This window comes from Stenotrophomonas sp. YJH_SMC_12-1 (assembly GCF_059370935.1).
Genome location: NZ_JCAFUD010000006.1, coordinates 71,159 through 93,723, shown reverse-complemented (window position 1 = coordinate 93,723; position 22,565 = coordinate 71,159). Strand labels below are relative to the sequence as shown.

The window sequence follows — 22,565 nt, the reverse complement described above, 5'->3', positions numbered from 1 at the left end:
TTCAGCCAGCATCCCGGCGGACTGAGACGGACTGGTCCGCAACTGCCAGCGTGGGCGCCTATTCTCGCCAGCTTTCCTGCAGTGACTGGTCCGGATTCTCACGGAGCCTGCAGGGCGATCGTTCGGCACCGACGCCAGTGGACCTGCTCGATCAGGTGGTGCAGCCGGCGCTGCACGCAGGCTGATGGTCTGCGCCGGATTCAGCGCGAAGCAGCACCGCAGTACGCCGCATGCAGCGCCTGCAGCACGCCCAGTGCGGGCCCTTGAAGAACCCGGTAGTGGATCGCCTGCGCTTCGCGCCGGGTCGCCACGATATCCAGTCCGCGCAGCACCGCCAGATGCTGTGACAACGCCGATGCGCTCAGGCCAGTCAGTGCCTGCAGTTCCGGTACCGGCGCTTCACCTTCCACCAGGCGGCACAGCACCCGCAGCCGGGCCGGGTGGGCCAGGCTTTTAAGCAGCGTGGCTGCCTGCGTCGCGTGTTCGGCCATCGCGGCGCTGTCGAGCTGGGTCCGGGCCATGGTTGACCATTTTGTTTAGAATGATCTAATTTAGAATAATCTAAACAAATGGGCAATCCCATGTACGGCAGCGAAGAGGGCAGGGCATGAACCTGCCATGGAGTGCGGCGGCAGGTGGTGCGTTGATCGGCGCCGCCGCGGTGCTGTTGCTCGCCACCATCGGACGCGTGGCGGGCATCAGCGGCATCACCGCAGGCAGCCTGCGCGCAGGCAAGGGCGAGCGTGCCTGGCGCTGGGCCTTCCTGGCCGGCCTGACCGCATCGGCGGGGCTGGTGCTGTGGTGGCAATCGGTGCCCGAGGCATCGCCGCGTGCGCTGCTGCGTGATGCGCTGCCGGCATGGCAGTTGATGGGAGCCGGCCTGCTGGTCGGCTTCGGTACGCGGCTGGGCAACGGCTGCACCAGCGGTCACGGTGTGTGCGGCATGGCCCGCGCTTCGAAGCGATCGCTGGCAGCCGTGCTGGTGTTCATGGCCTGCGCGATGCTGACCACCTTCCTGGTCCGTCATGGCGGAGACCCAACATGAGCCGCGCAGTCTGGGCCGCCGGCGCGGCGGGCGCGTTGTTTGGCATGGGGTTGGCGCTTTCGGGAATGGCCGACGCGCGTCGTGTCCTCGGCTTCCTCGACATCACCGGTGACTTCGATCCCACGCTGCTGTGGGTGCTGGGCTCGGCGCTGCTGGTCAGCGCGATCGGGCAGCGGTGGGTGTTGCGGCGACAGCAGCCGCTGTACGCAGACCGCTTCCGTCTGCCTGTTACCCGGCGTGTGGATGCTCGCCTGCTGCTGGGTGCCGCGCTGTTCGGGATCGGCTGGGGCTGGGCGGGCTATTGCCCAGGCCCGGCCATCGCCGGGGTGGCCGTGGCGTCGCGCGAAGCCCTGTGGTTCGTGCCTTCGATGCTTGCAGGATTCTGGCTGCACGACCGCTTCGTCCGTTGAGGCTTTCACCCCTGTCTCACCCTGCCTGGGGTCCTATCTTCGGATCACGGGGAAAAGGAGTGCAACGACATGGCACGGATGAAGTGGATGGGAAGGGGAATGCTGGCGGTCGCGCTGGCCGCAGCCGTGGCACCGGCACTGGCCTGCACGCGCGCGGTGTACCTGGGTGACAACGGCGATGTGATCACCGCGCGCTCGATGGACTGGAAGGTCGATGTGGCGACCAACCTCTACATACTGCCGCGCGGCATGGCGCGCACCGGCCAGGCCGGCCCCAAGTCGCTGGCGTGGACCGCGCGCTACGGCTCGGTGGTGGCCACAGGCTACGACGTGTCGACCACCGATGGCATGAACGAAAAGGGCCTGGTGGCCAACCTGCTGTGGCTGGTCGAATCGGAGTATCCGCAGCAGCGTGGCAACAAGCCCGGCCTGGCGATTTCGCTGTGGGCGCAGTATGTGCTGGACAACTTCGCTACCGTGGAAGAGGCGGTCACCGCGTTGAAACGCGAGCCGTACTCGATCGTCACCGACAAGGTGCCCGGTGAAGATCGGCAGGCGACGCTGCACCTGTCGCTGTCCGATGCCAGCGGCGACAGTGCCATCGTCGAGTACATCGGCGGCCGCCAGGTGATCCACCATGACCGGCGCTACCAGGTGATGACCAATTCGCCTATCTTCGAGCAGCAGCTTGCGCTCAACAGCTATTGGCAGCAGATCGGCGGCACGGTGATGCTGCCGGGCACCAACCGCTCTGCTGACCGTTTCGCGCGCGCCTCGTTCTACATCAACGCCATTCCCAAGGCCGAGGATCCGGTGGAGGCCCTGGCCAGTGTGTTCAGCGTGATCCGCAACGCGTCGGTGCCGTATGGCATCACCACGCCGGGTGAGCCGAACATCTCATCCACGCGCTGGCGCACCGTGGCCGACCACAAGCGGCGGCTGTACTTCTTCGAATCGGCATTGACCCCGAACACCTTCTGGGTCGATCTGAACAAGGTCGATTTCGCCGGCAAGGTGCTCAAGCTCGACCTCGGCAAGGACCAGCGCAATACCTTCGCCGGTGATGCACTGGACCAGTTCGTGCCCAGCGCACCGTTCGCCTTCCTCGGCGTCGACGGTTAGTTCGACGCCTGGCTGGAGGCCGGGTAGACCGCCTGGATCGTGCAGCTGCCGCGGGTGTACTGCGGCAGCGGGGCGATGCCTTCACCGCGCAGATCGTCTGTCTCGAATTCGGCAGTCATGATCCGATCGCCGGGATTGCCACAGATCAGGCCGTTCTGCAGGCCCGAGTGGAAGCTCAGCTGCGGCGCGCGGTCGAGCTGGCGGCAGTGGCTGCCGAGTTCGACCCGGTAGTAGCGATGGCCGCCATTGCGGCGCGGATTGGTCTCCACCAGCATGCCCTGCGGGTCGGATGACCAGGCCCGCACGTTGCGCGTGGCAAAGCAGTAGGACGGTGAGCCGCCGAAGCTGCGACGCACCTCCTTGCGTTCGCGGATGGTCACGGCAGGCAGGGTAGCGGTGCGCAGGCGGTCGCTGTCGCGGGCGACGCTGGCATAATCGCGATTCTGCAGCGGGGTGACCGCGCTGATGGTGCATCGGCGGCCGTCGACCACGACGCGTTCGCTGGGGCGGCCGCAGGCCCAGCCGGCGGGGGCTTCCAGTTTCAGCGAGGTGGCACCGCGGACGCCGGGACAATCTTCGTTGAAGTCGATCCGAAAGGGCTGGCCGGAGGCGGCGCGCAGTGCGATCGAGCGCGGTGATGCCTGCTCCACTTCCTGTACGCCGACAGCGTCCATGCAGTGCGGAGCCGGTGGCGTACGCGCCTGTGCGGAGACCGAAGCTGCGAGCGCCAGGCCGAGGCCGGTGGCGAGCGCCAGGGACACCTGCTGATGGGTCATGTCCTGCACTCCCTGCGTTGGATGACGGATCGACTATAGCAACGGTTTGCACGGCCGTTGTTACACGCGCACACTGCCCGGATGGGCGCCATCTTCCATCTGCGGCACTACGGCCAGGCCACCGGCCTGGACCGCCATGACTACGCGCAGTGGGTGCTGCCAGTGCAGGGTGAACTGCAGTTCGAAATGGAAGGTCGCGGAGGTCGGCTGGACGTGCTGCAGGGGGCATTCGTGGCCGCCGGTGAGGCGCATGACCAGATGGCTGATGGTCCCAATGGTTTCGTGATCGTTGACTGTCCTCCGGGCGTACTTGATGACGGCACGCAGGAGCATCTGTGCCGGCAGCGCTGGCTGCATCTGCCGCTGGCATTGCGCCGACGCCTGGCTGAGGTGCAGGCAGGGCAGTCAATGCCGGCGCTGCTGCCGCAGTTGCTGCAGGTATTTGCACCTGCTGGCAGTGGCGCGCGCATGCAGGGTCTGTGTGCGGCGGTCCAGGCCGACCCCGGGCAGGCGTGGCCGGTGGCGCGCATGGCGGGGTTCGTCGGGGTCAGCGAGAGCCGTTTGCATGCGCTGTTCCGGCAGGAGTTCGGGCTCAGCCCGCAGGCCTGGCTCAGCGCAAGCCGGTTGCGTTGGGCCAAGCACCAGCTGCGCACCAGCGTGGCGCCGATCAGCGATATCGCGCTGGCCGCGGGCTATTCCGAGCAGAGCGCACTGACCCGTGCGCTGCGCCGCGAGTGCGGCCAGACTCCCGCAGCGTGGCGCCGGGGCGCCGGACTGTAGGGTCGAGCCACGCTCGGCCTTGCGCGCGCGGCCGGTCAGGGCAGTAGCCTCGGTCAAGAGTGCCCGCTGGCCAGCGCTTACACTGCGCGGCCTGTTCTATCCCCCGAAGAACCCGAATGCGCAACAACCCGATGGCCCTGGGCATCGCCAATGGCGTTGCCGCTGGCGCGCTGTGGGGCGTGGTCTTCCTCGCGCCCGCCGTGCTGCAGTCGTTCAACGCCCTGCAATTGTCGGCCGGCCGCTATCTGGTCTACGGCCTGATCGCCGTAGTACTGCTGCTCCCGCGCTGGAAGCGGCTGGCACCCCAGCTGGGTCGCACCGAATGGATCGGGCTGCTGTGGCTGAGCCTGGCCGGGAACCTGGTGTACTTCCTGCTGCTGGCCACGGCGGTGCAGTGGGCTGGCGGTGCGGCGGCGTCGCTGATTGTCGGCCTGATTCCGGTGGTGGTCACCCTGGTCGGCGTGCGCGAACAGGGTGCAGTGCCTTTGAAACAGCTGCTGCCGGCACTGGGCCTGTGCGTGCTGGGCGTGGCCCTGGTTGGTTGGGAAGCACTGATGTCCGAGCACCTGGCAACCCCGTGGCGGCAGCGCCTGATCGGCCTGCTGTGCGCGTTCGGCGCGCTGTTCTCGTGGGCGTTGTACTCGATCGGCAACAGCCGCTGGCTGGCGCGTCGACCGGACTTGTCCAGCCACGACTGGTCGCTGCTGACCGGCGTCACCACCGGCGGCCTGGCCCTGCTGCTGGTGCCGATGGCCTTCATCGGCCACACCAGCGGGCACACGGCGACGCAGTGGAGTGGCTTCTGGGCAATCAGCGCCGGTGTGGCGGTGGTGGCCTCGATCCTCGGCAATGCGTTCTGGAACCGCGCCAGCCGCCTGCTGCCGCTGACCCTGACCGGCCAGATGATCGTGTTCGAGACGCTGTTCGCGCTGGCGTATGCCTTCGCCTGGCAGCAGCGCTGGCCTTCGCTGCTGGAAGCGTTGGCGATCGTGTTCCTGGTGGCCGGCGTGATGCTGTGCGCGCATGCCCATCGTACTCCACGGGCGATCGCCGAACATGCCGGCTGAATGCGTGCGTCAAGCGTGCTGATGCTGCCTTGGTCTCAGATGCAACCAAATGCCGGCACGTTGAGCGATGATCGCGGCACTGGCTTTTTGCATCGCAGCACTTGACAGCAGGCCGGCGCACAGTGTTTTCTGTGCGTCATGGTTCCTGATGCCGCCCACGCCAGCCTGATCGCCCCCGCCACTGCGGGCCGTTCGACTGCGCCGGTCGCCACCACCACCATTACCACCACCACCGTCACCACTGCCCTGGTGCGGCCCGTCGTCTTCGTGTAACTCCCGAAAACCACGGCCCCGCACCATACAGGTGGCGGGGAAACTCGACACCTGCATGCGACGGGGCCTCCTGCCGAGGTCTGCATGTCTTCCCACGCCCCCGCTCATCCCGTTGCCCCGGCCGATCTGGCTGCACCGTCCATCGTCGTGCACAAGTTCGGCGGCACCTCGGTGGCCGATGCCGAACGCTACCGCCATGTCGCGGGCCTGCTGCTGGCCCGTCCCGAATCGCTGCAGGTCACTGTCGTTTCGGCAATGAAGGGCGTCACTGACGCGCTGATCGAGCTGGCCCAGCTGGCGGCCAAGGGCGACGAAGGCTGGCGCGAGGCCTGGCATGCGCTGCGCGCGCGTCACCGTGGCGCCGCCGTGGCCCTGCTGGGCGAGCAGGTGGGCGAGACCGTCGAATGGATCGACGCCCGCTTCGAGCAGTTGGCCGAGGTACTGGCGGCGCTGGCAGTGATCGGCGAGCTGCCGCGCGAAGTACTCGACCGCGTGCAGGGCCTGGGCGAAGTATTCTCCGCGCAGCTGCTTGGCACCCACCTGCGTGCCTTGGGCGAAGACTGTGCGGTACTCGATGCACGCGACGTGCTGGTGGTCGGGCATGGCGAACTGGGTGTGGATGTCGACTGGGAGTCCAGCGCGGACCGCCTGGCCAAGTGGCGCCTGCGGCATCCGCAGATGCGCCTGGTCGCCACCGGTTTCGTTGCCCGTGACCGCCATGACCGCATCACCACGCTCGGCCGCAATGGCAGCGACTATTCCGGCGCGATCTTCGCCGCGTTGTTCAATGCCGATGAACTGCACATCTGGACCGACGTCGACGGCGTGCTGTCGGCCGACCCGCGACTGGTGCCCGAAGCGGTGCAGCTGGAATCACTGAGCTACGACGAGGCCTGCGAGCTGGCTTATTTCGGCGCCAAGGTGGTGCACCCGCAGACGATGTCGCCGGCGATCCGCCTCGGCCTGCCGATCTTCATCCGCAATACCTTCCAGCCGGCGCATCCGGGGACGCGCATCAGCGCCGAGCGCTCGCCGCGCGGGCCGGTGAAGGGCCTGACCCTGAGCCCCGGCTTGGCCCTGTTGAACCTGGAGGGCACCGGCCTGATCGGCGTGCCCGGTACCGCCGAGCGCGTGTTCGCGGCGCTGCGCCAGGCGCAGGTGTCGGTGGTGATGATCTCGCAGGGTTCGTCAGAGCATTCGATCTGCTGCGTGGTGCGCGCCGCCGAAGCGGCGCGTGGCCGTGAGGCACTGCTGCACGCGTTCGCGCATGAACTGTCGGTAGGGCAGGTGCAGCGCGTGCAGGTCAGTGAGGGCGTCAGCGTGCTGGCGGCAGTGGGTGACGGCATGGCCGGCCAGCCCGGTGTGGCGGCGCGCCTGTTCGAGGCGCTGGGACGCGCGCAGGTGAACATCCTGGCGATCGCGCAGGGCTCGTCGGAGCGCAATATTTCTGTGGCGGTGGACAGTGCCGATGCCACCCGCGCATTGCGGGCCGCACATGCGGGCTTCTGGCTGTCGCCGCAGACGTTCGCGGTCGGCGTGATCGGGCCGGGCAACGTCGGCGCGGCACTGCTGGACCAGCTGCTGGCGGCCCGCCTGCAGCTGCTGGCCAAGGCCAATGTGGATCTTCGCCTGCGCGCGCTGGCCTCGCGTTCGCGCATGCGGCTGGAAGTGGATGGCCTGCACGCCGATTGGCGGGAGGCATTGCAGGACGCGGGCGAGCCCAGCGACCTGGATCGCTTCACCGAACACCTGCTGGCCGCGCACCTGCCGCATGCGGTGGTGATCGACTGCAGTGGCAGCGCTGACGTGGCCGAGCGCTATGAGGGCTGGCTGGCTGCCGGCATCCACGTGGTGACCCCGAACAAGCAGGCCGGTGCTGGCCCGCTGCCGCGCTACCAGCGCATCCGTGCTGCTGCGGCGGCCAGTGGTGCGCGCTTCCGCTACGAAGCCACGGTGGGTGCGGGCCTGCCGGTGATCACCACGCTGCGTGATCTGGTCGATACGGGCGACGAGGTGCTGGCGATCGAAGGCATCTTCTCCGGCACGCTGGCGTGGCTGTTCAACCGCTTCGACGGCAGTCAGCCGTTCTCGCAGCTGGTCGCGCAGGCGCGGTCGATGGGCTACACCGAGCCGGACCCGCGCGATGATCTTTCGGGCGTGGACGTGGCGCGCAAGCTGGTGATCCTCGCCCGCGAGGCCGGCCACGCGCTCAGCCTGGAACAGGTACAGGTGGAAAGCCTGGTGCCGGCGCTGCTGCGCGACGGCAGCGTGGATGACTTCATGGCGCGGCTGGGCGAGTCCGATGCCAGCCTGTTGCAGCGGTTGCAGAACGCGCGGGCGCGTGGCGCGGTGCTGCGCTACGTGGCACGGCTGGGCGCTGACGGTGCCTCGGTGGGCCTGCAGGAACTGCCCACCGACCACGCCTTCGCCAACCTTCGGTTGACCGATAACGTGGTGCAGTTCCGTACCCGTCGCTACTGCGACAACCCGTTGGTGGTGCAGGGTCCGGGGGCCGGCCCGGAAGTCACCGCCGCCGGTGTGTTTGCCGACCTGCTGCGGGTCGCGGCCGGTGAAGGAGCGCGCCTGTGATCGCACGTGCGTTCGCGCCGGCCTCGGTGGCCAACGTAGCGGTGGGCTTCGATATTCTCGGTCACGCCATTTCCGGTGTTGGCGATACCGTGAGCGTGCGCCGCATCGACGAGCCGCTGGTGCGCATCGAGGCGATTCGCGGCAGTGCCGTCGAGCTGCCGCTGGAGGCAGCCGGGAACACCGCCGGCGCTGCGCTGATGTCACTGCGCGAAGGCCTGGGCCTGGACTTCGGTTTCGCGGTGGAGATCGACAAGGGCATTCCGTTCGGTTCCGGCATGGGCGGTTCGGCAGCGTCATGCGTTGCTGCGCTGGTTGCCGCCAACGCGCTGCTGGATGTACCGCTGTCGCGCGAGGCGCTGTATCCGTTTGCGCTCGATGGCGAGGCGGTGGCCAGCGGTGGCCGCCACGGCGACAACGTGGGGCCGTTGCTGCTGGGTGGTCTTGCGCTGTGTACGGCCGACCGCCTGCTGCCAATTCCGGTGCCGGCGGCCTGGCACAGCCTGCTGGTGCATCCGCACGCGGTGCTGGAAACACGCCGTGCGCGCCAGGTGCTGCAGGGCAGCTACGCGCTGGGTGAATTCGTGGCACAGAGTGCGAACCTCGCGCTGGTACTCAGTGGTTGCCATCGTAGTGATGCGGCGCTGGTGCGGGCTGGATTGCGCGATGTGCTGGTGGAACCACGGCGGGCCGGCCTGATTGCAGGTTTCGAAGCAGCCCGCGATGCGGCGCTGTCGGCCCATGCAATGGGTGCGGGCATCTCCGGTGCCGGACCCAGCGTGTTCGCCTGGTTCGAGGACTCCGACCAGGCCCGCACCGCTGCCGCACCGGTGCAGGCGGCATTTGCCGCCGCCGGTTTCGACAGCGATGCCTGGGTGTCGCCGCTGGATGCACCGGGAGCCCGCTTGTGCTGAATCCTTCCCCATTACTGGATACCGAACCCATGCAATTTGTTTCGACCCGGGGTCAGTCCCCGGCCGTTGGCCTCAGTGCGGCGATCGCTGCAGGATTGGCGCCCGATGGAGGGCTGTATGTTCCGCAGGTGCTGCCGGCGGCACGTGAGCTGCGGGCCGGCGCAACGCTGGCCGATACCGCCGCCGATCTGCTGGCGCCGTTCTTTTCCGGCGACACGCTGGAGTCTGCGTTGCCATCGATCTGCCGCGAGGCGTTCGACTTTCAGGTGCCGCTGCGTCCACTGGGCGGCGGTGACCATGTGCTGGAGCTGTTCCATGGGCCGACGGCGGCGTTCAAGGATATCGGTGCGCGCTTCCTGGCCGGAACACTGTCGCGGCTGCAGGCCGGCAAGGACCGCGATCTGACGATTGTTGTCGCCACGTCTGGCGATACCGGCGCCGCCGTTGCTGCGGCCTTCCATCGCCAGCCCGGCGTGCGCGTGGTGGTGCTGTATCCGGATGGCCGTGTGTCACCGCGCCAGGCGCATCAGCTCGGTTGTTTCGGCGACAACATTCAGGCGCTGCGCGTGGCCGGTGCCTTCGACGATTGCCAGGCGATGGTCAAGCAGGCACTGGCTGACCGCGAACTGCAGGCGCAGGTGCCGCTGAGTTCGGCCAACAGCATCAGCCTCGGCCGCCTGCTGCCGCAGATGAGTTATTACGCGCATGCGGCGTTGTCCCATTACGCGACGCATCGTCGTCGGCTCAACCTGGTGGTGCCGACCGGCAACCTTGGCAATGCGATGGCGGCCGTGCTGGCGCGCGCGCTGGGCGTGCCGATCGGGCAGATCGTGCTGGCCACCAATGCCAATGCGGTACTGCCGGCGTACTTCAATGGTGGCGACTACCAGCCGCAGGCCAGCGTGGCGACCGTGGCCAATGCAATGGACGTAGGGGCGCCCAGCAACTTTGAACGCCTGCGCTGGCTTTACCTCGGAGATGACGCCGAGCTGCGCGCTGCGTTCCGCGCGTTCGCGGTGGATGACGTGACCATCCGCGCGACGATTGCGGCGGCGCATGCCAGCAACGGCGAACTGTTCTGCCCGCATACGGCCACAGCGGTGAAGGTGCTGCAGGACCTGCGTGCGCGCGGCGCCAAGGGCGACTGGGCGGTGGTGGCTACCGCACATCCGGCCAAGTTCGAGGCAGTGGTGGAGCCCTTGATTGGCGAAGCAGTGGCCGTGCCGCCGGCGCTGGATGCGTTGCTGCAGCGGCCCGCGCACGCGGAACCGTTGGCTGCGGAGTATGCGGTGTTGCGCGAGGTGTTGCTGCGTTGATCGAAGGCATCTGGGGTTGCCGGCCAGCGGCCGGCACTACCCGTGCTGCGTCCACCTGGTAGTGCCGGCCGCTGGCCGGCAACCCAGCCAACCGCGATGCGGTCAGATCAACCCTTCACCGGCCAGCGTGCGCAACCCGTCCTCGTCGAGGATCTCCACCACGTTCAGGTGGGGCAGGGCGATCAACCCCTGCTGGCGCAGCTTGGTGAAGGTACGGCTGACCGTTTCCATGGTCAGGCCCAGATGGTCGGCGATGTCGCCACGCCCCATCGGCAGCGAGACGCGCAGGCCATCGCCACCCAGCTTGGCCTCGCGCGCGGCCAGGCGCAGCAGGAAGTCGGCTACTTTCTCGGCCGGCTGCAGCCGCGCCAGTGCCAGCGCGGCATCCTGCGCGGCGTCCAGCTCCTGGCAGGCACGCTGCAGCAGCTTGCGTTCCAGGTGCGGGAAGCGGCTGCGAAGCGCCTTCATCTGCGGCAGCGCGACACGGCATACGCGGCTGTCTGCGATGGCCTCGATATCGTAGCGGTGGTGGTCACTGCCGCTCAGGCCCAGGTAGTCGCCGGGAAGCACGAAGCCACTGATCTGGCGGCGGCCATCGGCCAGGGTGCGCACCAGGCGCAGGGCGCCGCCGGTCAATGTATAGACATGGTCGCGCTCTTCGCCGGTGCGGGCCAGGGTACTGCCCATGCTGACCTGCTGGGAAACGGTGACCTGTTCCAGTGCCTGCACTTCATCGGGCGACAGCGCCGAGCACACCGCAAGGTGGCGAACCGAGCAGTGCAGGCAATCCAGCGTGTTGCAGGACGGCGAGGCGGGATCGTTGGTGGCGGGCGGAGCGCCGGAAGGCCGTGACATGTTGCGGGGGCGTATCGCGGGCGGGGAGGGCCTTATGATACTTCAAGCGGCCGTTCGACCCTGCCCGAGGCGGGGGCGCTAGAATGTCGCCCCCTCCCACGTCCCGTTCCAGCAGGAGTTCCGCCCGTGATCAAGCCCCGTACCCCGCCCGGCACCCTTGAACTGTTGCCGCGCGAGCAGATTGCGTTCCAGCGCATGCTGGACGTGATCCGTCGCAACTACGAGCGCTTCGGGTTCCTGCCGGTGGAGACGCCGGTGTTCGAGCTGTCCGACGTGCTGCTGACCAAGTCCGGTGGCGAGACCGAGCGCCAGGTGTATTTCGTGCAGTCCACCGGTGCGCTGGCCAACGCCGCCGAATCGGGTGACCGTTCGCTGCCGGAAATGGCGCTGCGCTTCGACCTGACCGTGCCGCTGGCGCGCTATGTGGCCGAGCACGAGCATGAACTGACCTTCCCGTTCCGTCGCTACCAGATGCAGCGGGTGTACCGCGGCGAGCGCGCCCAGCGCGGCCGCTTCCGTGAGTTCTACCAGTGCGACATCGACGTGATCGGCAAGGACAGCCTGAGCGTGCGATACGACGCCGAAGTGCTGGCGGTCATCCACGCGGTGTTCTCGGAACTGCGCATCGGCGACTTCAGCATCCAGCTGAACAACCGCAAGCTGATGCGTGGCTTCTTCGAGAGCCTGGGCGTGGCCGAGGGCGAGCGCCAGCTGGCGGTGCTGCGCGAAGTGGACAAGCTGGACAAGCGCGGCGCCGATTACGTGCGCGAGACGCTGGTGGGCGAGGGCTTCGAGATTCCGGCCGAGCAGGTCGAGAAGATCCTGGCGTTCGTGGCCGTGCGTTCGCAGGGCCATGCCGATGCACTGGCGCAGCTGGCCACGCTTGAAGCCGACGCCGGTTCTTCTGAGATCCTGCGTACCGGCGTCGCCGAACTGCGCGAAGTGCTGCAGCTGGTGCAGGCGCTGGGCGTGCCGGAAACCGCGTACTGCCTGAACTTCTCCATTGCGCGCGGCCTGGACTACTACACCGGCACCGTCTACGAGACCACGCTGACCGACCACCCGCAGATCGGTTCGATCTGCTCGGGCGGCCGCTACGAAGACCTGGCCAGCCACTACAGCAAGTCGAAGCTGCCGGGCGTGGGCATCTCCATCGGCCTGTCGCGCCTGTTCTGGCAGCTGCGCGAAGCCGGCCTGATCGATGGCATCGAGGGCAGCAGCGTGCAGGCGCTGGTGGCGCTGATGGACGAGCAGGGCATGCCGCAGTCGCTGGACATCGCGCGCCGCCTGCGCGCCGGTGGCATCAACACCGAAGTGCAGATGGAGCCGAAGAAGATCGGCAAGCAGTTCCAGTACGCCGCCAAGGCCGGCATCCGCTTCGTGGTGCTGGCCGGTGAGGACGAGCTGGCGCGCGGCGTGGTGGCAGTGAAGGACCTGCTGCGCGAGCAGCAGTTCGAAGTCTCCCGCGACGAGCTGGCCAGCACCCTGCAGGTCGAGCTGGAGCAGTCGAAGGTGATGTAACGGCCGGTTGGCCGCACGCCGACACGCCACGAAACGCCCACCACCCGGTGGGCGTTTTCGTTTCCGGGCCGCGTTCCGGGGTCAGAGCCGTTTTCCTTCAGAAAACGGATCCGACCCCTTGCTGTTCCAACAGCTCGCAGGAAACTGTCGACGGCGGGGTGGGTCCGGAGGCAGGGGTGTCCGCGGCATGGATGCCGCGGCCAAGCCCCCATGGACGGGTTTACGGCGTCCCCTGCCACCGGACCCACCCCGCCAACCCTCAGCCATCCAGCATTTGACGTCGCTTCGGCATCTAGCGGGTGCAGGGCGCAGCCCTGCCCACAAATCCCCCCAGATTTGACGCAGTGCGCAAGAATGCGCTAATGTACTAACGCGCTATTACATTGATGCATGGAAACGACCCCGTGAAAGCCCGCCCCGAGATTGCCGCCAAAGACCCTAAGGCCGACCTGGAAGCCCTGGCCCAAGCCTTTGCCGCCCTGCGCGAGCCGGAACAGGTCGAGGCCTTCCTGCGCGATCTGTGCACACCGGCCGAGCTGGAAGCCATGGCCGACCGCTGGAAGGTGGTGCCGCTGCTGCAGCAGGGCGTGCCGTATCGCGAGATCCACGAGCGCACCGGGGTCAGCGTGACCACCACCGGACGGGTGGCGCGAACGCTCGAGCATGGCCATCGAGGCTATGCCGCCGCCATCGACCGCCTTGCTTCGCGCTGATCCGCGCCCCGTTCCGAACTTCGAGACCTCCCCCATGAGTGCAACCCAGGCAGCGCCGGCACGAGACCGGCTGCGTATCGCCATCCAGAAGAGTGGCCGGCTGGCCGAGCCCGCCCGCAACCTGCTCAGTGCCTGTGGCCTGAGCTGGCGCGAGAGCCGCGACAAGCTGTTCTGCTACGGCGAATCGCTGCCGGTGGACCTGCTGCTGGTGCGCGACGACGACATCCCCGGCCTGATCGCCGACGGCGTCTGCGACCTCGGCATCGTCGGCCGCAACGAGCTGGACGAGCAGGCTGCGGCACGTCGCCAGATGGGCCTGCCGGATGCCTACCAGGCACTGCGCGGACTGGGCTTTGGCCAGTGCCGGCTGATGCTGGCGGTACCCGAGGAGTGGCAGTGGCAGGGACCGGCGCAGCTGGCCGGTACCCGCATTGCCACCAGCTACCCGGCCATCCTCAAGCAATGGCTGGCCGAACAGGGCGTGGACGCACAGGTGGTCGAGCTGTCCGGGTCGGTGGAAATCGCCCCGCGACTGGGTACCGCCGACCTGATCTGCGACCTCGTCTCCAGCGGCGCCACGCTGCGCGCCAACCAGCTGACCCCGGTGCACAACCTGCTCGACAGCGAAGCGGTGCTGGCCGGTGCGGTGCGCGTGCCGGATGACGCACGTGCATCGCTGCGCGCGATGCTGCTGCGCCGCCTCGACGGCGTGGTGCAGCGCCAGGATCGCAAGCTGCTGATGTTCCGCGCCAGCGAGGATCGCGTCGACGCGCTGGCGCAGCTGCTGGCCGATGCCGAGCCGCTGGTGCGGCTGCCGGCCGACGGCGGCGCACTGCGCCTGCAGACCATGTGCCCGGGCCCGTTGAGCTGGCAGCGCATGGAGGAACTCGAGCGCGCCGGCGCGCAGGGCTTGATGGTACTGAGCGTGGAGCGGTCGCTGGCATGAACCGTCTGATCTGGTCCCGACTTGATGAGGCCGCGCGCAGTGCGGCACTGACCCGCCCGGTGCAGACCGTGGCGCAGCAGACCCGCGATGCGGTGGCGACGCTGATTGCACAGGTGCGCGGGCAGGGCGATGACGCGCTACGTGCGATCACCGCACGTTTCGACGGCGTCGAGCTGCCATCGTTCGAAGTGAGCGAAGCCGAGTTCGCAGCGGCCGATGCCGCCGTCCCCGCCGAGCTGCGCCAGGCGATGGTCGAAGCTGCCGAACGCATCGCCCGTTTCCACGCCGCCGGCATGGGTACGGGGTATGCGGTGGAAACCGCCCCGGGCGTGGTCTGCGAACGCATACTGCGGCCGATCGGACGGGTAGGGCTCTACGTGCCTGCCGGCAGCGCGCCGCTGCCGTCCACCGCGCTGATGCTGGGCGTGCCGGCGCAGCTGGCCGGCTGCCCGCAGGTGGTGCTGTGCACGCCGCCGCGTGCCGATGGCACGGCCGATCCTGCGGTGCTGGTGGCCGCACGCCTGACCGGCGTGCAGCGCGTGTTCAAGCTGGGCGGCGCCCAGGCCATCGCTGCGATGGCTTACGGCACGGCCAGCATTCCGGCCTGTGACAAGCTGTTCGGGCCCGGCAACAGCTTCGTCACCGAAGCCAAGCAGCAGGTCGCACAGGATGGCGCCGCCGCCATCGACATGCCGGCCGGCCCCTCAGAAGTGCTGGTGATTGCCGATGCCGGCGCCAATCCGGCGTTCGTCGCCGCCGACCTGCTGTCGCAGGCCGAGCACGGCCCGGATTCGCAGGTGCTGCTGCTGACCGACGATGCCGCGATGCTGGCGGCGGTCGAGGCTGAAGTCGAGCGCCAGGTGGCTTTGCTGCCGCGCCAGCAGATCGCACGCCAGGCGCTGTCGGCCTCCCGGCTGATCCAGGTCGATTCGCTGGACGAAGCCTTCGCGATCAGCAACCGCTATGCACCGGAGCACCTGATCCTGGCATTGCGTGATCCGCGTGCGTGGCTGGACAAGGTGCAGGCGGCCGGCTCGGTGTTCCTGGGTGATTACACCCCCGAGGCACTGGGCGACTACTGCAGCGGCACCAACCACGTGCTGCCCACCGCGGGTGCCGCACATGCCTACAGTGGTGTCAGTGTGGCCAGCTTCCAGAACCTGATCAGCGTGCAGAGCGCCAGCGCCGCCGGCCTGGCAGCGATCGGCGGCTGCGCGCGCATCATCGCCAGTGCCGAAGGCCTGGATGCACATGAACGTGCGGTCGCAGTGCGCATGGAGGTGGCAGCATGAACGCGGCTATCGATGATGTGCTGGCACTGGTTCGCCCGGATCTGCAGGGCTTCGCCGGCTACAGCTCGGCGCGCAGTGCGGCGGTGCAGGGCGAGGTCTGGTTGAACGCGAATGAATCGGCCTGGGCCAATCCCGCTGATGCCGCGGGCAGCAGCCGGCGCTATCCCGAACCGCAGCCGCTGGCATTGCGCGAGGGACTGGCGGCGCTGTACGGCGTGACGCCACAGCAGCTGCTGATCGGTCGCGGCAGCGACGAAGCCATTGATCTGCTGGTGCGCGCGCTGTGCGTGTCGGGCCGCGATGGCGTGCTGGTCACGCCGCCGGTGTTCGGCATGTATGCGGTCTGCGCACGCTTGCAGGGTGCCGCATTGATTGAAGTGCCGCTGGTGGACAGCGAGGATGGCCTTCGCGCCGACCTGGATGCGGTGATCGACACCGCCAGGGCACGCAATGCCAAACTGGTGTTCCTGTGCACACCGTCGAACCCGGCCGGCAGTGATATCGCCCTGGACGAGGTCGAACGGGTGGCAGTTGCGTTGCGCGGGCAGGCACTGGTGGTGGTGGACGAGGCCTATGTCGAGTACGCGCAGCGTCCGTCGGCGACCACGTTGCTGGCCGCGCACGCCAACCTGGCGGTGCTGCGCACGCTGTCGAAGGCACACGCGCTCGCGGCCGCTCGCATTGGAACGCTGATCGCCGCCCCGGAACTGATTACCGTGCTGCGGCGTTGCCAGGCGCCGTACCCGGTGCCGACCCCGTGCGCCGAGCTGGCCGTGCAGGCTCTGCAGCCGGCCGCGCTGGCACGCACCGCCGAACGCGTGGCCACGGTCATCGCCGAACGCGAGCGCCTGCGAACGGCACTGGCCAGCCTGCCCGGTGTACGCCGGGTGTACGCCTCATCCGGCAACTACCTGCTGGTGCGCTTCGCCGATGCCCAGGCGGCGTTCGATACGCTGCTTGCTGCAGGGGTAGTGGTGCGCGACCAGCGCGCCGCGCCGCAGTTGGGTGATGCGCTGCGCATCAGCATCGGCAGCCCCGAAGAGAATGACCGCGTGCTTGCAGCCCTGTCGGCGCGGAGGGCCGCAGCATGACCCCGATCCTGTTCATCGACCGCGACGGCACCCTCATCGAGGAGCCGGCCGACTTCCAGATCGATGCCTACGAGAAGCTGCGCTTCGTGCCGCAGGTGATCCCGGCGCTGCTGAAACTGCGGGATGCCGGCTATCAGTTCGTGATCGTCACCAACCAGGATGGCCTCGGCAGCGACAGCTACCCGCGTGCCAGCTTCGATGGCCCGAACGACCTGATGCTGCAGATCTTCGAGAGCCAGGGCATCACTTTCCGTGACGTGCTGATCGACTGCAGCTGGCCGCACGACAATGCGCCGACCCGCAAGCCGGCCATCGGACTGATGACGGCTTATCTGCAGGACCGCAGCATCGACTGGGCGCGTTCGGGCATGGTCGGCGATCGCATCACCGACCTGCAGTTTGCCGACAACCTCAACATCCGCGGTTTCCAGTTGCGCACCGAGCAGTTCGGTGGTCAGTGGGACTGGCCGGGCATTGCCCACGCGCTGGCCGACGCACCGCGCACCGCCGTGGTCCAGCGCAACACGAAAGAAACGAAGATCCGCGTCGAACTGGACCTGGATTGCGCGGGTGATGCACGCATCTCCACCGGCCTGCCGTTCTTCGACCACATGCTGGAACAGATCGGCAAGCATGGCGGCTTCGCGCTGGACATCCAGGCCGAGGGTGACCTGCACATCGACGAGCACCACACCATTGAAGACACCGGGCTCGCATTGGGCCAGGCGCTGCGCGAGGCGCTGGGCGACAAGCGCGGCATCGGCCGCTACGGTTTCACGCTGCCGATGGACGAGACGCTGGCCAGCGCTGCGCTGGACTTCAGTGGCCGCCCGTACTTCGTGTTCGAGGGCGAGTTCAAGCGCGAGCGCGTGGGCGATATGCCGACCGAGCTGGTACCGCACTTCTTCCGCTCGCTGTGCGATGCCAGCGGCCTGAACCTCAACCTGCAGGTACGCGGCGACAACGATCACCACAAGGTGGAGGCGTGCTTCAAGGCCCTGGCCCGCGCGCTGCGTCCGGCGCTGGCCCGGCACGGCACGGCACTGCCGAGCACCAAGGGGGCGCTGTGAGTGACGTTGCGCTGATCGATGCCGGCGGCGCCAACCTGGGCTCGGTGCGCTACGCACTGGAGCGCCTGGGTGCGACGGTACGGCTGGTGCGCGATGCGGACGGTCTGATCGGTGCGCAGCGGGTGATCCTGCCCGGCGTCGGCGCCGCCGGTCCCGGCATGCAACGCCTGCATGCGCAGGGCCTGGTGGAACCGCTGCAGCGACTGGAGGTGCCGCTGATGGGCATCTGCCTGGGCATGCAGCTGCTGTTCGAGCGCTCCGAGGAAGCGGGTGTGGAGACACTGGGCCTGATTCCCGGCGTGGTGCGGAAGCTGGTGCCGGCCTGCGGCATCCGGGTGCCGCACATGGGCTGGAACCGCCTGCTGCCGCTGCGCGAATCGCTGCTGCTGCGCGGCGTGCCGGAGCGTGCCAGCGCCTACTTCGTGCACAGCTACGCGGCACCCCTCAACACCCACACCGTCGCTGCCTGCGACCACGGCGGCCTGTTCACTGCCGTGGTGGAGCAGGGGCGTTACTACGGCGCACAGTTCCACCCCGAGCGCTCCGGCGAGACCGGCTCGCTGATGCTGCGCAACTTCCTCGAGGGCACGGCTGCATGAGTTTCATCGTCTACCCCGCGCTGGATATCCGCGATGGCCGCGTGGTGCGGCTGCGCCAGGGCGACTACGCGCAGGAAACCTCCTATGGGGATGATCCGTTGCCGCGCGCGCAGGCCTTCGCCGCGCAGGGCGCGCAATGGATGCATCTGGTCGACCTGGACGCCGCACGCGCCGGTGGCTACACCCTGGCGCCGCTGCTGGCTGCGATCCGCGCGCACACGCCGCTGCAGGTGCAGACCGGCGGTGGCGTGCGCGGCCGCGACGATGTGGCGCGCATCCTCGATGCCGGCGCCGGTCGCGTGGTGGTCGGCTCGCTGGCGGTGCGTCGCCCCGATGAAGTGGTCGGCTGGCTGGAGGAATTCGGCGCCGAGCGCATCACGATTGCGCTGGACGCGCGCCAGGACGCACAGGGGCAGTGGCAGCTGCCGGTGCACGGCTGGACCGAGAATGCCGGGGTGCCCCTGGATGACCTTGCACAGCGCTACGCGCGCGCCGGCATGCGCCACCTGCTGTGTACCGACATTGCCCGGGACGGCATGTTGGCCGGGCCCAACATCGGCCTCTACCGGCACTTGTCGGGGTTGCTGCCGGGGGTGGCGGTGCAGGCCTCCGGTGGCATCCGTGACGTAGCCGATGTGGCCGAGGCCCGTGCCGCCGGCTGTGGCGGTGCGATTCTCGGCAAGGCACTGCTGGAGCAGCGCATGGACCTGGCGGAGGCGCTGGCATGTTGAGCCGGCGCATCATTCCCTGCCTGGACGTGCGCGATGGCCGCGTGGTCAAGGGCGTGCGCTTCCGCGACCACGTCGACATGGGCGACATCGCCGAGTTGGCGCAGCGCTATCGCGACCAGGGGGCGGACGAGCTGGTGTTCTATGACATCGGCGCCAGCCCCGAGGCGCGTTCGGTCGACGTTGCCTGGATCGAGCGCATCGCGCGGCTGATCGACATTCCGTTCTGCGTGGCCGGTGGCATCGACAGCGTGGAAACCGCGCGTCGCGTGCTGTTCGCCGGTGCCGACAAGGTGTCGATCAACTCGCCGGCGTTGGGCCGTCCGGAACTGATCACTGAACTGGCCGACGAGTTCGGCGTGCAATGCGTGGTGGTCGGTGTCGACTCGGTACGCGAGACCGATGGACAGTGGCGGGTGCGCCGCTTCAGCGGGGACCCGGACAAGACCCAGGCGGTGCCACTGCGCACCCTGGACTGGATCGTCGAAGCACAACGGCGGGGTGCCGGTGAGATCGTGCTGAACTGCATGGACAGCGATGGCGTACGCCGTGGCTACGATGTCGTGCAACTGCAGCAGGCACGGTCATTGTGCCAGGTGCCGCTGATCGCCTCCGGCGGTGCGGGTGCGATGGAGCACTTCGCCGAAGCCTTTGACCAGGCCGACGTCGACGGCGCGCTGGCCGCCAGCGTGTTCCACAGCGGCGCGATCGCCATTCCGGAATTGAAGCGCTACCTGCGCGGACAGCAGATCGAGGTGCGGGATGTCTATTGAAGTCAGGGCGTCATTGGACGCATTGCAGGCGCTGGACTGGAGCAAGGGCGACGGCCTGCTGCCGGCGGTGGTGCAGGATGCTGATACCCTGCAGGTACTGATGCTGGGCTTTGTGAGTGCCGAATCGCTGGCGGCCACGCTGGCCATCGGCCACATGACCTTCTTCAGCCGCAGCAAGCAGCGGTTGTGGACCAAGGGCGAGCAGTCCGGCAACGTGCTGGTGGTGCAGTCGATCAGCGTCGACTGCGATGCAGATACTTTGCTGGTGATGGCACGGCCGGCGGGGCCAACCTGCCACACCGGTGCAGAGAGCTGCTTCGACCAGGCGCCGAAGGATTTCCTGGGCGGGCTGGGCCAGCTGGTGGCGATGCGTGAGGCGCAACGCCCACCGGGCAGCTACACCACCAGCCTGTTCGAGGGCGGCATCCGCCGTATCGCACAGAAGGTGGGCGAGGAGGGGGTGGAGACCGCCCTGGCGGCGGTGGCGCAGGATGATGAGGCGTTGCTGGGCGAGGCCTCGGACCTGCTGTACCACCTGCTGGTGCTGCTGCGCGCGCGCGGGCTGTCGCTGGATGATGCGCGTGCGGTGCTGGAAAAACGCCATCGTTGAAGTGGGGTAGTGCCAGCCGCTGGCCGGCAAGCCCCGGATGCCCGACGTTCATGGGGCTGCCGGCCAGCGGCCGGCACTACCGGCATGCGTCATCGCGTGCGCGATGTCATCAACGGAATCTACAATAGGCGGTCTTTCTTTACCCGGACCGCCCATGAAACTGCCTGCCGCCTGGCTGTGCTGCCTGTTGCTGACCTCGCCGGCCTGGGCCGCGGACACCGTGGTCACCGGCAAGGTCTATCTGGAGCGCGACGGCAAACCCGGCCGCGGTGCGACCGATCCGGGCCTGGCCGGCGTGCAGGTCTCCAACGGCGAGGCCATCGTCAAGACGGCTGCAGATGGCAGCTACAGCCTGCAGGTGCGTGATGGCCAGACCGTGTTCGTGATCAAGCCCGATGCGTATTCCTTCCCGAAAGCGGCCGACGGCCTGCCTTCGTTCTGGCGGCACTATCGCCCGAACGGTTCGCCGGCGTTGAAGTACGGCGGCATCGCCGCCACCAGCGATGGCACCCGCAACTGGGATTTCGCGCTGCAGTCGGATCGCCATGACAGCCGCCGCGGTTTCCAGATGCTGGTGTTCACCGATTCGCAGACCGCCAGCCTGAAGGACATCGGCTACTACCAGCAGTCGATCGTGGCGCCGCTGGTCGGTCAGACGAGGGCGCGCATGGGCACCACCCTGGGTGACATCGTCAACGACGACCTGACCTTGTATCCGGCGATCAACAAGGTCACCACCGAACTTGGCGTGCCGTGGTTCCATGTGCCGGGCAACCACGACCTCGATTTCGATGCCGCCAGCGATGAGCACTCGCTGGACAGCTGGCGCAACATCTACGGCCCGGACACCTACGCGGTGGAAGAAGGCGGCGCCAGCTTCGTGTTCCTGGACGACGTGGTGTACGACCCCAAGGCCAAGCCGAAGTATGTCGGTGGACTGCGCGAAGACCAGTTCGCCTTCCTTGCCAGCTACCTGAAGGGCCTGCACAGGGACCGCCTGCTGGTGCTGGGCATGCACATCCCGCTGTTCGACGCGGCGCCGGGACGCGAGACCTTCCGCCATGCTGACCGTCAGCGCCTGTTCGACCTGTTGAAGGACTTCCGCAACGTGCTGGTGCTCAGCGGCCACAGCCACACCCAGCAGCACGTCTACCACGGCAAGGCCGACGGCTGGAACGGCGACAAGCCGCTGCACGAATACAACGTGGGTGCCAACTGCGGTGCGTTCTGGTCGGGGGTGAAGAATGCCGCCGGCGTGCCGGACAGCATCATGAGCGATGGCACGCCGAAGGGCTATGCGCTGCTCGACGTGGCCGGTAATGGCAGCTACAGACTGCAGTACCGCGTGGCCGGCAAGCCGGCCAGCGAGCAGATCGGCCTGCATGCCCCCAAGGTGCTGCGCCAGGGGGCCTATCCGGCATGGGGCATCTATGCCAACGTCTACATGGGTGAGGATGCCAGCGTGGTCGAGTACCGCGTCGATGGCGGCGCCTGGCAGCCGATGAAGCAGGTCAGCCAGCCCGATCCGCGCCTGATGGTGGAGAACGTGGCCGACGATCTGGCTGACAGCCTGCGTGGCTACGACCGCTCGCCGGAGGCCACCGCATCGCCGCACCTGTGGCGTGGCGCGCTGCCGACCGATCTGGCCGTGGGCAGCCACAAGGTCGAGGTGCGTTCCACCCAGCCCGACGGCGCGGTGTTCACCGCCAGCACCAGCTACAGCCTGCAGACTGCCCAGCCCTGACCCCCGCGCACCAGCGCTCCAGCGAAAGGACCCCGCATGGATATCCGCTTCATGGCCGGCACCACACCGGTGACCCTCAGCCGCCACTGGTTCACCGGCGCGATGCTGCTGCAGAGCGCCACCGAGAAGGTCTGGGTGCAGCACCCGCTGCATCCGGGCACCCACTTCTCGTTCTCGCTGGTACAGTCGTGGCTGCGCCACATCGCCGGCCATGAAGTGCTGGTCGAGCGCACCCGGCCGCTGCTGTTCGCCGGCTTCCGCCCGCAGCGGCTGCGGGTGCTGGTGGATGGCGTGCAGGTGGCCGAACAGGAAGGCATGTAGGCCAACCTGAACC

The 22,565-nt window shown here is 67.9% G+C and carries 23 protein-coding genes; 20 read left to right on the top strand and 3 right to left on the bottom strand.

Features of this window, described 5'->3' with window-relative positions; all coding sequences use genetic code 11:
* Positions 1-200: 200 nt before the first annotated feature.
* On the bottom strand, positions 201-521 hold the full coding sequence (locus AC5P8Y_RS12345) for an ArsR/SmtB family transcription factor (protein WP_033833280.1): 321 nt from the start codon (positions 519-521) through the stop codon (positions 201-203).
* An 86-nt stretch (positions 522-607) separates the two neighbouring features.
* On the opposite strand from AC5P8Y_RS12345, the gene AC5P8Y_RS12340 reads away from it, so the two are divergent.
* The 3 genes from AC5P8Y_RS12340 (at position 608) to AC5P8Y_RS12330 (ending at position 2,577) form a co-directional block, all read left to right on the top strand.
* A complete protein-coding gene (locus AC5P8Y_RS12340; RefSeq protein ID WP_049403199.1) occupies positions 608-1,045 on the top strand; it encodes a YeeE/YedE family protein in 438 nt (145 codons plus the stop codon).
* Complete coding sequence (locus AC5P8Y_RS12335) at positions 1,042-1,455, top strand: DUF6691 family protein (protein WP_049403200.1); 414 nt, start codon at positions 1,042-1,044, stop codon at positions 1,453-1,455. Before AC5P8Y_RS12340 ends, AC5P8Y_RS12335 begins: the two co-directional genes overlap by 4 nt.
* A gap of 69 nt (positions 1,456-1,524) precedes the next feature.
* Positions 1,525-2,577: a linear amide C-N hydrolase gene (locus AC5P8Y_RS12330; protein ID WP_049430836.1), complete on the top strand. Its 1,053-nt coding sequence runs from the start codon at positions 1,525-1,527 to the stop codon at positions 2,575-2,577.
* Here AC5P8Y_RS12330 and AC5P8Y_RS12325 read toward each other — a convergent pair.
* The gene (locus AC5P8Y_RS12325) at positions 2,574-3,353 is read right to left on the bottom strand and encodes a DUF6491 family protein (protein WP_049430833.1); all 780 of its coding nucleotides are present in this window, start codon (positions 3,351-3,353) and stop codon (positions 2,574-2,576) included. The genes AC5P8Y_RS12330 and AC5P8Y_RS12325 overlap by 4 nt on opposite strands.
* Positions 3,354-3,434: 81 nt before the next feature.
* On the opposite strand from AC5P8Y_RS12325, the gene AC5P8Y_RS12320 reads away from it, so the two are divergent.
* The 5 genes from AC5P8Y_RS12320 to thrC all read left to right on the top strand — a co-directional run bounded on the left by AC5P8Y_RS12320 (position 3,435) and on the right by thrC (position 10,289).
* Positions 3,435-4,133 (top strand): helix-turn-helix transcriptional regulator, encoded by a 699-nt coding sequence (locus AC5P8Y_RS12320; protein WP_005409417.1) that lies wholly within the window; start codon positions 3,435-3,437, stop codon positions 4,131-4,133.
* Between the two features lie 116 nt (positions 4,134-4,249).
* Entirely contained in the window at positions 4,250-5,200 is a 951-nt protein-coding gene (locus AC5P8Y_RS12315) for a DMT family transporter (RefSeq protein ID WP_049430828.1), read from the top strand.
* A 357-nt stretch (positions 5,201-5,557) separates the two neighbouring features.
* On the top strand, positions 5,558-8,062 hold the full coding sequence (gene thrA, locus AC5P8Y_RS12310; protein WP_164133502.1) for a bifunctional aspartate kinase/homoserine dehydrogenase I: 2,505 nt from the start codon (positions 5,558-5,560) through the stop codon (positions 8,060-8,062).
* On the top strand, positions 8,059-8,973 hold the full coding sequence (locus AC5P8Y_RS12305; RefSeq protein WP_049403205.1) for a homoserine kinase: 915 nt from the start codon (positions 8,059-8,061) through the stop codon (positions 8,971-8,973). The genes thrA and AC5P8Y_RS12305 overlap by 4 nt, the downstream gene beginning before the upstream one ends.
* A 29-nt stretch (positions 8,974-9,002) precedes the next feature.
* Entirely contained in the window at positions 9,003-10,289 is a 1,287-nt protein-coding gene (thrC, locus tag AC5P8Y_RS12300; protein WP_111188629.1) for a threonine synthase, read from the top strand.
* Positions 10,290-10,391: 102 nt separating this feature from the next.
* Here thrC and AC5P8Y_RS12295 read toward each other — a convergent pair whose 3' ends face one another.
* Complete coding sequence (locus tag AC5P8Y_RS12295) at positions 10,392-11,144, bottom strand: Crp/Fnr family transcriptional regulator (protein WP_049430818.1); 753 nt, start codon at positions 11,142-11,144, stop codon at positions 10,392-10,394.
* A 126-nt stretch (positions 11,145-11,270) separates the two neighbouring features.
* Here AC5P8Y_RS12295 and hisS point away from each other — a divergent pair, with 126 nt between their 5' ends.
* From hisS to AC5P8Y_RS12235, 12 genes are all read left to right on the top strand, one after another.
* Complete coding sequence (hisS, locus tag AC5P8Y_RS12290) at positions 11,271-12,665, top strand: histidine--tRNA ligase (protein WP_005413164.1); 1,395 nt, start codon at positions 11,271-11,273, stop codon at positions 12,663-12,665.
* Positions 12,666-13,069: 404 nt separating this feature from the next.
* Entirely contained in the window at positions 13,070-13,378 is a 309-nt protein-coding gene (locus tag AC5P8Y_RS12285) for a YerC/YecD family TrpR-related protein (RefSeq protein ID WP_088025802.1), read from the top strand.
* Between the two features lie 34 nt (positions 13,379-13,412).
* A complete protein-coding gene (gene hisG, locus AC5P8Y_RS12280) occupies positions 13,413-14,324 on the top strand; it encodes an ATP phosphoribosyltransferase (RefSeq protein WP_033833294.1) in 912 nt (303 codons plus the stop codon).
* Positions 14,321-15,616, top strand: a complete 1,296-nt coding sequence (gene hisD, locus AC5P8Y_RS12275; protein WP_049402244.1) for a histidinol dehydrogenase — start codon at positions 14,321-14,323, stop codon at positions 15,614-15,616. The genes hisG and hisD overlap by 4 nt, the downstream gene beginning before the upstream one ends.
* Complete coding sequence (hisC, locus tag AC5P8Y_RS12270) at positions 15,613-16,707, top strand: histidinol-phosphate transaminase (RefSeq protein WP_049402243.1); 1,095 nt, start codon at positions 15,613-15,615, stop codon at positions 16,705-16,707. The genes hisD and hisC overlap by 4 nt, the downstream gene beginning before the upstream one ends.
* The gene (gene hisB, locus AC5P8Y_RS12265) at positions 16,704-17,777 is read left to right on the top strand and encodes a bifunctional histidinol-phosphatase/imidazoleglycerol-phosphate dehydratase HisB (protein WP_049402242.1); all 1,074 of its coding nucleotides are present in this window, start codon (positions 16,704-16,706) and stop codon (positions 17,775-17,777) included. Before hisC ends, hisB begins: the two co-directional genes overlap by 4 nt.
* On the top strand, positions 17,774-18,376 hold the full coding sequence (gene hisH, locus AC5P8Y_RS12260; RefSeq protein ID WP_010482586.1) for an imidazole glycerol phosphate synthase subunit HisH: 603 nt from the start codon (positions 17,774-17,776) through the stop codon (positions 18,374-18,376). The genes hisB and hisH overlap by 4 nt, the downstream gene beginning before the upstream one ends.
* Positions 18,373-19,107, top strand: a complete 735-nt coding sequence (gene hisA, locus AC5P8Y_RS12255; protein ID WP_111188691.1) for a 1-(5-phosphoribosyl)-5-[(5-phosphoribosylamino)methylideneamino]imidazole-4-carboxamide isomerase — start codon at positions 18,373-18,375, stop codon at positions 19,105-19,107. Before hisH ends, hisA begins: the two co-directional genes overlap by 4 nt.
* Positions 19,101-19,877, top strand: coding sequence for an imidazole glycerol phosphate synthase subunit HisF (gene hisF, locus AC5P8Y_RS12250; RefSeq protein WP_049402241.1), 777 nt, complete (start codon positions 19,101-19,103; stop codon positions 19,875-19,877). Before hisA ends, hisF begins: the two co-directional genes overlap by 7 nt.
* On the top strand, positions 19,867-20,487 hold the full coding sequence (gene hisIE / locus AC5P8Y_RS12245) for a bifunctional phosphoribosyl-AMP cyclohydrolase/phosphoribosyl-ATP diphosphatase HisIE (RefSeq protein WP_164133503.1): 621 nt from the start codon (positions 19,867-19,869) through the stop codon (positions 20,485-20,487). The genes hisF and hisIE overlap by 11 nt, the downstream gene beginning before the upstream one ends.
* A 154-nt stretch (positions 20,488-20,641) precedes the next feature.
* On the top strand, positions 20,642-22,231 hold the full coding sequence (locus tag AC5P8Y_RS12240) for a calcineurin-like phosphoesterase C-terminal domain-containing protein (protein WP_049402240.1): 1,590 nt from the start codon (positions 20,642-20,644) through the stop codon (positions 22,229-22,231).
* A gap of 36 nt (positions 22,232-22,267) precedes the next feature.
* Positions 22,268-22,552 (top strand): hypothetical protein, encoded by a 285-nt coding sequence (locus AC5P8Y_RS12235; RefSeq protein WP_005409434.1) that lies wholly within the window; start codon positions 22,268-22,270, stop codon positions 22,550-22,552.
* Positions 22,553-22,565 lie beyond the last annotated feature (13 nt).